Annotated in this window: 17 protein-coding genes; 12 read left to right on the top strand and 5 right to left on the bottom strand. The window is 59.5% G+C overall.

Features of this window, described 5'->3' with window-relative positions:
• Nucleotides 1-27: 27 nt before the first annotated feature.
• The 12 genes from BLP23_RS04100 to visR all read left to right on the top strand — a co-directional run bounded on the left by BLP23_RS04100 (nt 28) and on the right by visR (nt 10630).
• Nucleotides 28-324, top strand: a complete 297-nt coding sequence (locus BLP23_RS04100; RefSeq protein WP_092583643.1) for an STAS domain-containing protein — start codon at nt 28-30, stop codon at nt 322-324.
• Nucleotides 321-686: a chemotaxis response regulator CheY1 gene (gene cheY1 / locus BLP23_RS04095; RefSeq protein ID WP_003570362.1), complete on the top strand. Its 366-nt coding sequence runs from the start codon at nt 321-323 to the stop codon at nt 684-686. The genes BLP23_RS04100 and cheY1 overlap by 4 nt, the downstream gene beginning before the upstream one ends.
• Before the next feature lie 17 nt (nt 687-703).
• Nucleotides 704-2983 (top strand): chemotaxis protein CheA, encoded by a 2280-nt coding sequence (locus BLP23_RS04090; protein WP_092583642.1) that lies wholly within the window; start codon nt 704-706, stop codon nt 2981-2983.
• Nucleotides 2984-2987: 4 nt separating this feature from the next.
• A complete protein-coding gene (locus BLP23_RS04085; protein ID WP_092583641.1) occupies nt 2988-3455 on the top strand; it encodes a chemotaxis protein CheW in 468 nt (155 codons plus the stop codon).
• Entirely contained in the window at nt 3452-4363 is a 912-nt protein-coding gene (cheR, locus tag BLP23_RS04080) for a protein-glutamate O-methyltransferase CheR (RefSeq protein ID WP_092583640.1), read from the top strand. Before BLP23_RS04085 ends, cheR begins: the two co-directional genes overlap by 4 nt.
• A complete protein-coding gene (gene cheB / locus BLP23_RS04075; RefSeq protein WP_092583639.1) occupies nt 4360-5403 on the top strand; it encodes a protein-glutamate O-methylesterase CheB in 1044 nt (347 codons plus the stop codon). The genes cheR and cheB overlap by 4 nt, the downstream gene beginning before the upstream one ends.
• Entirely contained in the window at nt 5403-5792 is a 390-nt protein-coding gene (locus BLP23_RS04070) for a response regulator (RefSeq protein ID WP_022718672.1), read from the top strand. Before cheB ends, BLP23_RS04070 begins: the two co-directional genes overlap by 1 nt.
• The gene (gene cheD / locus BLP23_RS04065) at nt 5789-6343 is read left to right on the top strand and encodes a chemoreceptor glutamine deamidase CheD (protein WP_092583638.1); all 555 of its coding nucleotides are present in this window, start codon (nt 5789-5791) and stop codon (nt 6341-6343) included. The genes BLP23_RS04070 and cheD overlap by 4 nt, the downstream gene beginning before the upstream one ends.
• 16 nt (nt 6344-6359) lie before the next feature.
• Nucleotides 6360-6746, top strand: a complete 387-nt coding sequence (gene cheT / locus BLP23_RS04060) for a chemotaxis protein CheT (protein WP_092583637.1) — start codon at nt 6360-6362, stop codon at nt 6744-6746.
• A gap of 110 nt (nt 6747-6856) precedes the next feature.
• Complete coding sequence (gene fliF, locus BLP23_RS04055) at nt 6857-8548, top strand: flagellar basal-body MS-ring/collar protein FliF (protein WP_092583636.1); 1692 nt, start codon at nt 6857-6859, stop codon at nt 8546-8548.
• Nucleotides 8549-9130: 582 nt separating this feature from the next.
• Nucleotides 9131-9871 (top strand): transcriptional regulator VisN, encoded by a 741-nt coding sequence (gene visN / locus BLP23_RS04050; protein ID WP_092583635.1) that lies wholly within the window; start codon nt 9131-9133, stop codon nt 9869-9871.
• A 9-nt stretch (nt 9872-9880) separates the two neighbouring features.
• Complete coding sequence (visR, locus tag BLP23_RS04045; RefSeq protein WP_092583634.1) at nt 9881-10630, top strand: transcriptional regulator VisR; 750 nt, start codon at nt 9881-9883, stop codon at nt 10628-10630.
• 57 nt (nt 10631-10687) lie between these two features.
• On the opposite strand, the gene BLP23_RS04040 is transcribed toward visR, so the two are convergent.
• The 5 genes from BLP23_RS04040 to BLP23_RS04020 all read right to left on the bottom strand — a co-directional run bounded on the left by BLP23_RS04040 (nt 10688) and on the right by BLP23_RS04020 (nt 15004).
• Nucleotides 10688-11128, bottom strand: a complete 441-nt coding sequence (locus BLP23_RS04040; RefSeq protein WP_092583633.1) for a hypothetical protein — start codon at nt 11126-11128, stop codon at nt 10688-10690.
• A 5-nt stretch (nt 11129-11133) separates the two neighbouring features.
• The gene (gene flhB / locus BLP23_RS04035) at nt 11134-12213 is read right to left on the bottom strand and encodes a flagellar biosynthesis protein FlhB (protein ID WP_092583632.1); all 1080 of its coding nucleotides are present in this window, start codon (nt 12211-12213) and stop codon (nt 11134-11136) included.
• A gap of 129 nt (nt 12214-12342) precedes the next feature.
• Nucleotides 12343-13383, bottom strand: coding sequence for a flagellar motor switch protein FliG (gene fliG, locus BLP23_RS04030; protein WP_039843959.1), 1041 nt, complete (start codon nt 13381-13383; stop codon nt 12343-12345).
• A 28-nt stretch (nt 13384-13411) separates the two neighbouring features.
• Nucleotides 13412-13999: a flagellar motor switch protein FliN gene (fliN, locus tag BLP23_RS04025; protein WP_092583631.1), complete on the bottom strand. Its 588-nt coding sequence runs from the start codon at nt 13997-13999 to the stop codon at nt 13412-13414.
• Between the two features lie 63 nt (nt 14000-14062).
• Nucleotides 14063-15004, bottom strand: a complete 942-nt coding sequence (locus tag BLP23_RS04020) for a FliM/FliN family flagellar motor switch protein (RefSeq protein ID WP_233426622.1) — start codon at nt 15002-15004, stop codon at nt 14063-14065.
• Nucleotide 15005: the final 1 nt, after the last annotated feature.

The raw sequence follows: 15005 nt of genomic DNA, 5'->3' as shown, positions 1-15005 counted from the left end.
ACGGGACAAGGGGACAAGGAAAAGCTGATGGCAGCAAAGAAGAGTGGGAAGACGCTGAATTTGGCGGCGGTGCTTGACCTCAACGAGGCTTCGGCCTTGCGCGACAAGCTTATCTCGGTGCGTGGCAGCGATCTTTCGATCGATGCGTCCGCCGTTGAGCGTCTCGGTGGCCTGTGCGCTCAGGTTCTGATGGCTGCGGCGAAGACCTGGAAGGAGGACAAACATTCGTTCACCTTCACGAAAGTGTCCGATGCATTTCACAAAACCATGCAGCTGGTTGGCGTCGACATCGACCACCTGCTTGCCAAGGAGATCCGGCAATGAAGAAAAAAGTGCTTACGGTGGATGATTCACGGACCATCCGAAACATGCTTCTCGTGACGCTCAACAATGCGGGCTTCGAGACGATCCAGGCCGAAGACGGGGTTGAAGGCCTTGAAGTCCTGGAAGAATCCAACCCGGACGTCATCGTGACCGACATCAACATGCCGCGCCTCGACGGTTTCGGCTTCATCGAAGGTGTTCGCCGCAACGAGAAGTATCGGGCGATCCCGATCCTGGTGCTGACGACCGAAAGCGACGCTGAAAAGAAGAACCGCGCCCGCCAGGCCGGCGCCACCGGCTGGATCGTCAAGCCGTTCGACCCTGCCAAGCTGATCGATGCCATTGAGCGCGTAACCGCTTAAACCCAGGATTCTCTCCTATGGATATGAACGAAATCAAAGAGATCTTTTTCCAGGAATGCGAGGAACAGCTCGCCGAACTGGAATCCGGTCTCATGAAAATGAATGATGGCGATCGCGATCCGGAAACCGTCAATGCGGTGTTCCGTGCCGTCCATTCGATCAAGGGCGGTGCCGGCGCCTTCGGTCTGGACGATCTCGTCGCCTTCGCCCATGTGTTCGAAACCACACTTGATTGCGTTCGTTCCAACAGGCTTGAGCCGACACAGGATGTCCTGAAGGTCATGCTGAAATCGGCCGACGTGCTTGCGGACCTCACCAATGCCGCCCGCGACGGCGGCAGCGTCGACGAGAGCCGCAGCCGCGGTCTGGTGAAGGAACTGGAAGCGCTGGCGAACGGAGAGCTGCCATCTCCTTCCACAGCCGCCGAAGCGCCGGCGCCGAAACCTGCCGCAAAGGCGCCTGCGCCTATCCCCGTGGCGGAGGCCCCTAAGGCGGCCGATGACAGCGGTTTCCAGCCGATACCCTTCTCCTTCGATGATTTCGGCGGCGAGGAAGAGGCCGGCTCCGGTCTTCCGGTCTATGAAATCACCTTCAAGCCGCGCTCCGACCTCTATTCGAAGGGCAACGACGCCACGCTGCTGCTACGCGATCTCTCCCGCCTCGGCGAGATGAGCAGCTGCTGCAACATGGACGACCTGCCCGGCCTCGACGATCTCGATGCCGAAGGCGCCTATTTCAGCTGGAATATCACGCTGACGACGGACAAGGGCGAGGATGCCATCCACGCCGTGTTCGAATTCGCCGAATGGGATTGCGATCTGGCCGTCAAGGCGGTCGAAGCCGCAACCTCTGTATCGTCCAACGACGAACTTCCGATGATCCCGGTTCCCTTCGACCTTTCGATTCTAGATGAGGGTGCCGCCGAGGAACCGGCGGAGCCGAAGTCGGATGCTGCAGCTGCCGTTGCCGCCGCCGAGACGGCCTCAAACGTCACCCAGATGGCGGCCGCCGCCGCTCGCATCGAAAAGAAGGAATCCGCCGCTTCGGCTGCCGCAAGTGCTGCCGCCGCTGCCCAGAACAATGCCGCAGCCGGTCAGACGATCCGTGTCGACCTCGATCGCGTCGACCGCCTGATCAACCTCGTCGGCGAGCTGGTCATCAACCAGGCGATGCTCTCCCAAAGCGTCATCGAGAACGACACGACCGGCACATCGTCCATCAACATGGGTCTCGAGGAGCTGCAACAGCTCACCCGCGAGATCCAGGACTCGGTCATGGCGATCCGCGCGCAGCCGGTTAAGCCGGTCTTCCAGCGCATGTCGCGCATCGTTCGCGAAATCGCCGACATGACGGGCAAGACCATCCGCCTGATCACCGAAGGTGAAAACACCGAAGTTGACAAGACGGTCATCGATAAGCTGGCCGAGCCACTGACGCACATGATCCGCAATGCGGTCGACCACGGCATCGAAACGCCGGAGAAGCGTGCAGCAGCCGGCAAGAACACCGAAGGCACGGTTCGTCTGACGGCAAAACACCGGTCCGGCCGCATCCTGATCGAGCTCGCCGACGATGGTGCCGGCATCAACCGCGAGAAGGTTCGCCAGAAGGCAATCGACAACGATCTGATCCCCGCCGACGCTAACCTTTCGGACGAGGAAATCGACAACCTGATCTTCCTGCCCGGCTTCTCGACGGCCGACAAGATCTCCGACATTTCGGGCCGCGGCGTCGGCATGGACGTCGTCAAACGCTCGATCCAGGCCCTTGGCGGTCGCATCAACATCACCTCGCGTCCGGGCCATGGCTCCGTCTTCACAATGAGCCTGCCGCTGACGCTCGCCGTCCTCGACGGCATGGTGGTCACGGTTGCCGGCCAGACGCTTGTGGTACCGCTGACCGCCATTGTCGAAACACTTCAGCCGGAAGCTGCTGCGATCCATTCATTCGGTGCGAACCATCGTCTGATCTCGATCCGTAACAGCTTCTGCCCGCTGGTCGATGTCGGCCGCATCCTGAACTTCCGAGCAACCCAGGCAAACCCGGTCGAAGGCGTCGCACTGCTGGTAGAATCCGAAGGCGGCGGTCAGCGCGCACTCATGGTCGACGCGATCCAGGGCCAGCGTCAGGTGGTCATCAAGAGCCTCGAGGCGAACTATACGCATGTGCCGGGCATCGCTGCGGCAACGATCCTCGGCGACGGGCGCGTGGCGCTCATCCTCGATGTCGATGCCGTCGTCGGCGCCTCGCGCGGCCAGGCACTGAAACCCGAAATGTCGTTGGCAGCAGCTGGATAGGGTCATGTCGTACGCCGTGAAAAATCTGAGCCAGGGGGATCGCGAGCTCATCGCGTTCCGCATCGGCGACCAGGAATTTTGCGTGAACATCATGTCGGTTCGCGAAATCCGCGGCTGGACGCCGGCAACGGCCATGCCGCATTCGCCGGCTCACATGAAGGGCGTCATCAACCTGCGCGGCGCGGTGCTGCCCATCATCGATCTATCGGCGCGGCTCGGCATGAAACCCGCCGAGCCGTCGGCACGCCACGTCATCATTGTCGCGCAGGTCCGGCGCAAGGTCGTCGGCCTGCTCGTTGACGCGGTCTCGGACATCCTCACCGTGACCGACGACAACATTCAACCGACGCCGGAAATTTCTTCCGACATAGAGCGCCAGTTTGCCCGGGGCATTCTTGCGATCGAAAAGCGGATGATCTGCCTGGTCGAATTGGAAGCCCTGTTCCCTGATACCGAAAGCGAAGCTGCATGAATGCGTTGAGTGCAAAAGATCTCAGGCAGGGGAATCCGGACGAGGTCCTGGCGAGCGGCGAATATCCGCTGACGCGCCGTGACCTCATGGAAATCGCCGCGATGATCTACTCGGATGCAGGGATTTTCCTGAACGAGACCAAGGCTTCGCTGGTCTATTCGCGTCTTTCCAAGCATATCCGCAATCTCGGCCTTTCAGGCTTCCGCGAATACTGCTCGCTGGTTTCTTCGCCGGCAGGCGCCGCGCCGCGCCGCGAAATGCTTTCGCATCTGACCACCAACTTCACGCGCTTCTTCCGCGAGAACCATCACTTCGAGCACCTGCGCGACCACGTGCTGCCGGAGCTTCTCAATCGTGCCAAGACGGGCGGGCGTGTGCGCATCTGGTCGGCTGCATCTTCCGACGGGCAGGAGCCTTATTCGATTGCGCTGACGGTGCTTTCGATGATGCCCAACGTCGCGGACTGCGACTTCAAGATCCTTGCGACCGATATCGACCCAAAGATACTCAATCTCGCTCGCGCCGGATGCTACGACGAGACGGCTCTCGAAACCGTATCGCCGGCCATGCGCAAGCAGTGGTTCACGGAAGTCAACGTGGATGGGCGACGCAAATTCCAGGTCGATGACCGCGTCAAGCGCCTGATCACCTACAACGAGCTGAACCTGATGGCGCAGTGGCCCTTCAAGGGCAAGTTCGACGTCATCTTCTGCCGCAACGTCGTGATCTATTTCGACGAGCCGACGCAGATGAAGATCTGGTCGCGCTTTGCCGAACTGCTGCCGGAAGGCGGCCATCTTTACATCGGCCACTCCGAGCGTGTTTCCGGCGAAGCAAAGCACGTCTTCGACAATATCGGCGTTACCACCTATCGCCACACTACAAAAGGATTGGGGAGAAAGGGATGAGCGCACCGGCAAGAGTTCTCGTCGTTGACGACTCCCCGACGATGCGCGGGCTGATCAGCGCCGTCCTCAGTTCCGATCCGGACGTCAACGTCATCGGCCAGGCGGGCGACGCGCTGGAAGCACGCGAGGCGATCAAGAAGCTCAATCCCGATGTCGTCACGCTCGACATCGAGATGCCGAACATGAACGGCCTGGAATTTCTCGAGAAGATCATGCGGCTTCGCCCCATGCCGGTCATCATGGTCTCCACCATGACGCACCGCGGCGCGGAGGCGACGCTCGCCGCGCTCGAGATCGGGGCCTTCGATTGCGTCGGAAAGCCTGCCCCCGGCGAGCCGCGTCCCTTCGGCGATCTGGCCGAGAAGGTCAAGGCTGCCGCGCGCACGCAGCGCCAGTTCGTGCAGCCTCAAGCAGCTCCGGTTCCGCCGGTATCGGTCGCCGATTTCCGGGTCGGACGCAAGATCGTCGCGATCGGTTCATCGACGGGCGGCGTCGAGGCGCTGATCACCGTGCTGCAGAAGTTTCCGGCGAACTGCCCGCCGACGGTCATCACCCAGCATATGCCGCCGACCTTCACGAAAAGCTTTGCCGACCGCCTCAATCGCCTCTGTGCTCCGGTCGTTGAAGAAGCGACGGATGGCGCACGTTTAGAGATTGGTAAGATTTATCTGGCACCAGGCGGGGAACGTCATTTGCAGGTCGCGAATGCATCCGCGCCCAGTTGCCGTCTCGTCGAGCGCGATCCGGTAAACGGCCATCGCCCCTCGGTCGACGTTCTCTTCGATTCCGTTGCCGAACTTGCCGGACGCAATGCGGTCGGCGTGATCCTGACAGGCATGGGCCGCGATGGCGCGGCTGGCCTCTTGAAGATGCGCCATGCCGGCGCGCGCACTCTCGGACAGAACGAAAAGACCTGCGTGGTCTATGGAATGCCGCGAGTGGCCTATGAACTCGGTGCCGTTGAGCAGCAGCTGCCACTGAATGCCATCGGCGAAGAAATACTGAAAATGACAGCCGCCCGAAAGGAAGGGACAGAATAATGTCGATTGCGGAGAAAATCAAAGTTCTGATCGTCGACGATCAGGTCACGAGCCGGTTGTTGCTCAGCGATGCGCTGACCCAGCTCGGTTTCAAGCAGATCACGGCTGCCGGCGACGGCGAGCAGGGCATGAAGATCATGGCCCAACAGCCGCATCATCTGGTGATCTCGGACTTCAACATGCCGAAGATGGATGGTCTCGGTCTGCTGCAGGCCGTACGCACCAATCCGGCAACCAAGAAGGCGGCCTTCATCATCCTGACTGCGCAGGGCGATCGTGCTCTCGTGCAGAAGGCCGCCCAGCTCGGCGCCAACAACGTGCTTGCCAAGCCCTTCACCATCGAAAAGATGAAGGCGGCGATCGAAGCCGTGTTTGGAGCGCTGAAATGAATGTCGAGGCAGCAGCCCGCCGCGTTCATATCATTCAAGGCGAATGGAAGGTCCTGAATGATCCGACCGCGGTTTTGACGACCATCCTTGGTTCGTGTGTGGCTGCCTGTCTGCGCGATCCCGTGGCCGGTGTCGGCGGTATGAACCACTTTCTGCTCCCGGGCACCGGTAACACGCCGATGAGTGGCGGCGACGCGACGCGCTATGGCGTTCACCTGATGGAATTGCTGATCAACGGCCTTCTGAAGCAGGGCGCGCGCCGCGACCGCCTTGAGGCCAAGATTTTCGGCGGGGCGAAGACGATCTCGACTTTCTCCAATGTCGGCGAACAGAACGCCGCCTTCGCCATGCAGTTCCTGAGGGATGAAGGTATCCCCCTCGTCAGCTCCAGCACCGGTGGCGAACACGGCCGCAAGCTGGAATACTGGCCGGTTTCGGGCCGCGCGCGCCAGTACCCGCTGACCGGCGCTGAAACGCAGAAGACGGTGGCTCTCGAACAGCGCCCTGTCGCACCCCAGAAGCCCGTCGAAACAAGTATCGAATTTTTCTGATGACAAGGATCTCTCTATGACTTTCAGTGGAACGATAGAGCCTTCGCCGGTCGAAGCGCTTCCGGATATCCTTATGCGTATCGTTTCCGAACTGCACGATGTCGCCTATCTCATCGAACGCATCGAGCCGCAGCTTCTCGAAATCGGCGGCGCCGATATTCTGCACTCGCCCGATAGCATGAAGATCATGCAGGGCATCGATCTTGCCGTTCAGAAGACCCGCGGCCTTGCTGAATTCATTGACACGATCACCGGCGAGATTCCGCAGAGCTGGGCTGTTGACGTTGCGACCGCACTCAGCCTGGTCAAACTTGCCGAAATGCAAAAAGCGCTCGGCGGTGCCACCCGTCACGGCCATTCCCAGCCGCTCAGCAAGGCGGCCGGCGACTTCGATTTCTTCTGATTTTCAAGCCTCCGAACCTGCCCTGACGAAACGCTCGCACAAGTTTCGCCGTCTATCAACAAATGAGGCAATAAGCCTGTTTTGTCTTTGACGGATCGTGCGAGAACAGAATGAATCTGTTAAATCAATTAGTTCAGCTCATTAAGAACTTAGGTTCGCTGGGGCGGACACGCTTGTTGGCGCTCGCTGGCGTTGGCGTTTTTTCAATTGCAATTATCTTGGCTGCTGCCCTTTTCGTCAACAAGCCGGCGCAGGAAACGCTCTATGTCGGCCTTGACACCCCTGACCTCAACCAGATCAGCATGGCTCTTGCGGAAGCCAATATCGGCTTCCAGGTTGGTTCCGACGGCTCAAGCATTACTGTGCCTGCCGGCATGACGGGCAAGGCCCGCCTGCTGCTTGCCGAGCGGGGCCTGCCGAACAGCGCGAACGCAGGCTATGAACTCTTCGACAATGTCGGTTCCCTCGGCCTCACCTCCTTCATGCAGGAAGTCACCCGCGTGCGTGCGCTCGAAGGCGAGATTGGCCGCACCATCCAGTCCATCTCAGGCATCACCGCTGCTCGCGTCCATATCGTTATGCCTGAAGTCGGAAACTTCCGTAAGGCGGAGCAGAAGCCGACAGCCTCCGTCATGATCCGGGCGAGCGCTGCGGCAGGCCGAAGTGCCGCCACCTCGATCCGCCACCTCGTCGCCTCGGCCGTGCCGGGGCTTGATGTCGATGACGTGACGATCCTTGATTCCGCCGGCCAGCTGCTCGCATCTGGCGACGAGGCGAGCAACAGCTCGCTGAACCGCTCTCTGAACATCGTCCAGAACGTCCAGCAGGAAGTCGAATCGAATATCGACAAGGCGCTGGCTCCCTTCCTTGGCATGGATAATTTTCGCTCCAGCGTAACTGCCGATCTCAACACGGATGCGCAGCAGATCCAGGAAACCGTCTACGATCCGGAATCAAAGGTGGAGCGCTCCGTGCGCACGACCAAGGAAGCCTCACAGTCGCAGCAGAAGCAGTCCGATAACGCAACGACCGTCGAGCAGAACATTCCGCAGGCCGCCCCCGAGCAAGGTGGCAGCAATAGTCCGGAATCGCAGGATAAGTCGGACAAGAAGGAAGAGCAGACAAACTACGAGATCAACAGCAAGACGACGGCCACGACGCGCAACAGCTACGAGATCGAGAAGCTCTCGATCGCCGTCGTCGTCAACAAGGGCCGTATCGCCCAGATGGTCGGCGAACCTGCCGATCAGGCGAAGATCGATGCTTATCTCGCCGAAATGCAGAAGATCGTCTCGTCGGCAGCCGGTATCAGTGCTGATCGCGGCGACGTCGTCACGGTGACGGCCATGGACTTCCTCGAGAACCAGCTTCTCGAAGATGCCGCCGGCGGCGTTCGCGTCCTCGATATGCTGAGCCGCAACCTGGCCGGCATCATCAACTCGCTCGCCTTCCTGGGCGTCGCCTTCGTGGTGGTCTGGATGGGCGTGCGGCCTCTGGTGCGCAGCATCAGCGGTGGCGGTGCGGCAGTCATCGGCGACACGTCTTCAGAAAGTGTTGGCCTGGAGCTGCCTGATTTCGCACCGGCCGGTGGAGGGGCTGCCGGCGGCGCGCTCATGGACGGCTTCGGTTCGGACTTCGGCTTCGACAGCACGGAGGACCTGCTCAGCCTGGGCGACGACGACGGAAACTTCAACCGCCGCGTCAAGGAAGGCCCGGAGCGGAAGCTCGCGCGAATGGTCGAGATCAACGAGGAACGCGCCGCGAAAATCCTCAGGAAATGGGCGGTGGACAACGCCGCCTGAACGAAAGGCCGGGAGACCGGCCTTTTTTAACGTCTTCATCCGCCCGGCAAATCACGGATTTGTTATCTAAAGCTGCCGCGCGGGACATTTTTTGCACAAGATTGAAACGGTGCTCGATTATTTCCAGATCGAGGCGAGAGCGGAAGTTTTTTCCTCACATAAATAAAAGGAAATCGCTTGGTAGGAAGACTGTTAGAGCCGATAATTTTCTCTATAAATACATATTCATATGCGACGCGCCACAGTGGCGGATTTTTTCTCACTACACGAATTAATGTTAGTTAGGTTTAAAGTATATATGAATTGTGGCGCAGAAATACTTAGATGGTGACTCGACCGAAAGGCGTGGTGTATTGCGATATTGAGAGAATCACCATAGGTTCCAACCATCTAATCAAGCGATGTCTGGGCGCGAATCACGCGCACGGAAAGCGGCAAGAGTAAATCCCAAGAACTCGGATATGGTAGTTTCTATCGTCTGACTTACCCTTGGGTGATTCGTTTAGTCATTGCCGCAGGCCGCGTCGGCCCTGCGCAGATAATGCCTTGCAGGATCGGGCACTCAGCCGCGGGACGTTGCCTATGGACATGCACATACTGCTTAAGGGCGAAAATCAGGCCGCGAACTTCGTTGGTCTCCAGGCTGTCAATCTTTGCTCTCGCCGGGAGCTCATTGAGCAGCTCAGCGAAATCGCCGGCAGCGGGAGGTTGCAGGTCGCGCTTCGCACCCTGACGGACTACGTTGGAGCGTCGCATTACCTGCTTTCGAGATCCGACCTCATCCAGGAGGCCGGTCTCGATTTCATCGTGTCCTCGGACTGGCCGTTCGATCTCGTCAAGGATCTGGCGACGTCACTGACAAGCAGCTATGCACGCACCACCGAGCTGGAAAAGTGCATGCAGCTCTTCCAGCCAAATTTTGCTCTTCTGCCCGACAATGCCGACGTGCCGGATGGCGCCAGCCGCCAGTATTGTTCCTTGACGTTAAATGTCGGCCGTTCGCGGCTGTTGCTGATGTTCCTCTTCGATGACGGCTTCATCCTGTCGCCGGAGCGGCTGAGGGACGTGGGACTCCTTGCAAGTTATCTGGCAAGTTCGCTCCGGTGCGGGGGCGCCCGGGCCGAGCGCGATTTTGAGCTGACGGAGCGGGAGCTCGAATGTCTCTTCTGGATCGCCGAGGGCAAAACCAGCGATGAGATCGCGATGATCCTGGGCATCTCCCGCAATACGATCAACAACTACATTACGAGCGTCATGCGAAAGACGGCGACGAAAACTCGCTCCGAGGCCATAGCGTTTGCGGTGAGAAATCATCTCGTCTAAGGGGAATACATGGGGCATTCGTCAAGCAGGGCGATGGGTAGTACGGAACACATACGCAGCGTGCGCCTGAACAGGATAAGCAGCCGCTCCGACCTCTTCCCGCGGCTGGTCGCGATGCAGAAGCTGGCGGATGCCCAGAATTTTGCAGTCTACCGGATGAGCGGCTCAGGTCTGCCGGCGAAGCAGCGTCTGGTCTGCGAACTGGAGAACTGGGGACCTTCGGCAGCGGCGGCCGCAAGCAAGGCCCTTGTGGACGCTTATGGCGATGCGCTGCTGGACCATATCGAGAAATCCCTTTTGCCGCTGTCCTGGGCCGGCGCACATGACCGCGCCGCGCCCGGCTCAGCCGATTTCGCGCCGTTCATGGCGCGTCTGAAGGATGGCATTCTGCCATTTTCAGGCCTCGCTTTTCCCGTGCGGCTCGGTGCTGCAGGAAATGGCTTCGTCGTCTTCACCGGCGATCACCTTGATTCCGCCGGCGACATGATCGTCGAGCTTCATGGCCGTAGCTGCCAAATCATGATGGATCTGCTGTCGCTGGACGAACGCCGCGCGGCGGCGGCGGAAGCGTTGAGCGAACGCGAGATCGCTTGCCTGCAGCTTGCCGGCGACGGACGCATCAGCGAAGAGATAGCTGACAAGCTCGGGCTTTCGGTTCATACGGTGAATGCTTACCTCGGCTCGGCGACGATCAAGCTGGATTCGGTCAATCGCATCCAGGCAATCGCCAAGGCCATTCGCCTCGGCTACATCAGCTGACACGCCCGGCGCGGGCGGACGGGCCGGGCTCTTTATGCCTGATGTTTGCAAGATCGATCAGCCGGCTAACGCCTGCAGCGGCCGGGTGTTGTACCGGCTTTCACGCAGGCTGCGTTCGAAAAAGGCCGTGTTCACGTCTGGATCGGCGGACGGTTCATGGAAGGCGATGTGATTGATCTCGATGCCGGCATGCTCCTCCGCCAGGGTCAGCTGCGCATAGACCGTCACGCCTTGCGGCTTGATCTCGAGATCGAGGACGACCTCGGGCTTGCCACCCCATTCCAGCGTGTAATTGCCTCCAAGGCCGAAATTGACCGTGCCGGGATGAAAGAAGAGCTCCGCCGCCGAGGCCACCAGATCGGCGATGCTGCCGTAATACTCGAAGCGCAGCAGCGAAATTAGATCCGAAGCGTCGAGAAGCCGAAGCTCGGTCGCAACCGGGCTGATGGCTTCGGCAAGAATTCTTTCACGCTGAGAAGAGTAGGGGCATTTCTTCATTCGGCTTATCTTACCCGTTTGTTCCTGGCGTCGGCGGCGTAAACCCGGTGAATGAGCTCTGCCACTGCCTTGTAGAATACTGACGGGATGACACTATCGATCGAGACTTGCGCAAACATGGAGCGTGCAAGCGGCGGATCTTCGAAAACCGGAATTCCGTTCTTTTCGGCTATCTCTCTGATTTTCAACGCAATGAGGTCCTGACCCTTGGCGAGAACCACAGGCGCGTCGTTTTCTTCGCGCACGTAGCGCAGGGCCACGGCATAGTGCGTGGGGTTGGCGATGACGAGCGTTGCGCGCTCGACATTGGCAATCATGCGGCGGCGGGCACGGTCTCGCATCAGCGAGCGCTGGCGGCCCTTCACGAAGGGGTCGCCCTGAGCCTGCTTGTTTTCTTCCTTTACTTCATGCCGCGTCATCTTGAGCTCGGTGAACCAGTGATGCCGCGACCAGAAGAAGTCTGCGATCGCAACGACGGCTGTCGCAAAAAGCACGACCAGCACGATCTTGCGCATGATCGTCATTGTCCGGTCGAAAAAGGTTTGCGGGTCGGAGAACATCGCATCGATCGCGTTGAAATATTCGCTCTTTAGCACGAAGAACATGATCACGCCGACGATCAGGATCTTGAAGAGCGATTTGCCGAATTCGATCAGGCCGGGCAGGCTGAACATGCGCGAAAAGCCCTTGGCCGGCGAGATGCGCGACAGCTGCGGACGGATGCGTTCGAGAACCGGAGTGGGCAAATTCTGGCTTATGGACGCTACGACGCCGAAGATCATGAACAGCAGCATGGCCGGTGTAAGAAGCACAGCGCTCACCCAGCCGAGATGAACGAAGAGTGACATCGCGTCCGGCCCGGTCTCGATCTTCCACTGGTCCGGCTGCTCGAAGATGTCGCGAAGCGATTCGCTGACCCGGCTGATGCCGTCGGGCAGATAGAAGGTCAGATAGATGAAGGTCGCAAGAACGGTGGCAAAGATGGGCACTTCGCGCGAGAAGGGCGTATTGCCTTTCTCGGCAGCGTCGGCCTGCTTTTTCGCTGTCGGGGCTTCTGTTTTGCTGTCCTTGTCTTCATCAGCCAAGTTCGCGGCCCTCCATCAATGGAAAGGGCCGCAGCAAGGCGCGGCCCGTTCCAAAAAGCGTAGTCTCGTGGTGCATCGCGATCAACGCCGTGAGCGGCCTCTCGTCCGGTTGTCAACAGAAGCAGAAGCTTAGGCGGCTGCCGGCGCTTCGCCCTCCGTCTCCTTGAGCTGGATCTGGCCGGAATTTGCCAGACGAATCGCTTCCTGGGCGACAGCACGCCGCGCAATGGCGATCTCGCGCGGATTGATGCCGACAGTGCCGCTCTGCAGATCCGATTCGATCATTCGTCGCTGGCGCGGACTGATCGACGAGAGAACGGCTTCGCGGATTTCGGCCGACGCGCCGCGCAAAGCCATGGTAAGAATGTCGGCGGAGATATCGTTGAGCAGCATGACACGGCTGCGCTGCGGCATGAAGAGAATGTCGTCGAAGAGGAAGATCTTCGGGCGAACCTTGTTGACGGATTCGCGGCTGATCGACTCCAGCGAAGTTAGCAAGGTATCGACCTGCGGCTTGTCCATCTCGTTCATGAGTTCGGCAACCTTGTTCGAGCCGATCGAATTCTTCTCGGCCTCGACCTCGGCCAGCAACGTCATCACCTGCTTTTCGATGATCTGCGCGACCTTGGGGCTGACGGATTTCAGGTTCACGGTACGGTTCATGATGTCCGCGCGGCGGCTGTCCGGAAGCTGCATCAGCACCTTGGCGCCGAAGGAAGACGGCATCATCGAAAGGATATAGGCGACGGTCTGCGGATGTTCGCGCAGCAGGAACTTGCCGATGAAGGCCGGATCGCCCTCGCCGAGGCGGTCCCAGATTGAGGTTTCGTATGCCTGGAACGCGGTGCGGCGGCCGAGTAGGCTGTCCACCTCGTCCGGTGTCAGGCCCTCCTCGAGAATGCTCTCGATGGCCTTGGCATTGTCCATAAGGCCGGCGCCTTCGGTGAAGAGATCTTCGAATTCGGCTACCAGGCCCAGAAGCTCATCCGGCGGAATGGCCCGCAGAGCCTGTGCGGAGGAAATAATCGTCTGCAACTCGGCCTGCGTGAAATACTTCAATAGCCGGCCTGCGACACCCTTCCCCATAGCGAGGAGTACAGCCGCTGCCTTTTCAGCCTGGGTCAACGGTTTCCCGGCAAGTGCGCCGCCGAAATCGTCAAAGTCCATCATGGTCTAACCTCTCCGCCCCTAACCGGGGTCAGGCTTTTCTTGTGCTCAAAACTTCTATCAGTTTAACACCGAAGCGGGTGTCGTCATTCTCCAGGACGGTGATTTCGCCACGTGCGATCTTGCGGCCGTTCACCATGATTTCAACCGGCTCGCCGATCTTCTTGTCGAGGGCGATGGTCGCGCCTTCGTTGAGGTTCATCAGGCCCGAGACCTGCATGCGGCTGCTGCCGAGCATGATCTGGACGTCGATCGGAATGTCCATGATCAGTTCGAAGTTCGAAGACAGCGCGCTGCCGAGCGGTGCCGGTTCGGCGCTCGCCGCGGACAAGCCGGTATCACCGAAATCCGAAGAGCCGCCAAAGTCGCCGCCGCCGAAATCGCTGCTGTCGAACGATGTCTCGGCTGCGCCATCGCTGCCGAAATCACCGAAGGCCGACAAATCGGTGCCGGTTCCGGCGCCGAATGCATCGGCTTCTTCGCCCAACTGCGCAAGCCCGCCGTCTGAATCCTGCTTCAGAACCCCGCGGAGATCATCGATCGCCTGGTCGAGGTCAGCTTCGTTGCCCGGAAGCTCCAGTGACAGATCGTCGTTCTGCTGTGTTTTCTTCGTAGCCATGAAATCACTATTCCAGTTGAAACTTGCCTCAAACTGCCGTCGCAGCCGGGGGAGGGGAACCGATTAATTCATTAAATGACGGATGAGCTCGTCGTCGGAGCTGATCGTATCTTTGACCCGGACCGTATAATTTTCGCCCGAACGCCCGAACTCGCACACATACAATTCCTTGCTGTTGGCACTGACCTCGACACGGACATCGCCAGTGTCGCGGAACGGAATGACATCGCCCGGCGCAAGCTTGGAGATGGTGCGCAGCGTCAGATCCTGAAGGCGGATTTTCGCGTCGAGCGTCACATGCGAACGGTGGACCTGTTCGGTGAGCTGTTCGGTCCACTGCGTGGACTTGGTGGACTGGTTCGTTGCCTTCGGTGCGGAAATCTGCGTCTTCAGCAGGGGCCCTTGGGGGACGATCACCGAGAACTCGGACGTGATGCCCGAAAGCGTGATTGACATGTTGATGGCCGAGGCGAATTCGTCCGGCGTATCGCTGGAGGGATGGGCGCGGAAATCGTGCGGATGCGGCGGCTCAAGGTTCGGTTCGAAACCGCCCGGTGCATTGACGGCGGAACGGAAGACATTGGCGATCTTCTCGAAAACCATGACCGCAAGTTCAAGCTCGATGACCGAAAGCGACCTCTCTGCCGGCTGCTCGATCGTATCGGACGCAGCCCCAAGCAGGTTTTCCATCAGTGTGATGACGAAGCTGTTGCCGCAGGCAAAGGTGATATTCTGCGACCAGTTGCGCAACGTCGCCTCGACGAGGGTCACGTTGGCGTCGAGGTCGGCTATCAGATCGTTCTTGTAGCCGGAACTGCAGCCGAGATAGGCCACGGCGATGTCCAGCCCGGTTTCGCTCTTGAAGATATCCGGCAGGAATTCGCCATAGACCTCCGACAATGAAGCGCAGAGCTTTTCTATGGTCGCCCGGTCGCCGAGGCGTCCCGTCAGCTTCGCAAGAAGGACCGAATCCATTGCCGGCCGTTGAGGGGAAAGGTTGCTCATG

It is taken from the genome of Rhizobium mongolense subsp. loessense (genome assembly GCF_900099775.1).
GTDB classification, from domain to species: Bacteria; Pseudomonadota; Alphaproteobacteria; order Rhizobiales; family Rhizobiaceae; genus Rhizobium; species Rhizobium loessense.
The sequence above is the reverse complement of the archived record's forward strand: the minus strand, read 5'-3'. Positions and strand labels throughout refer to the sequence as shown.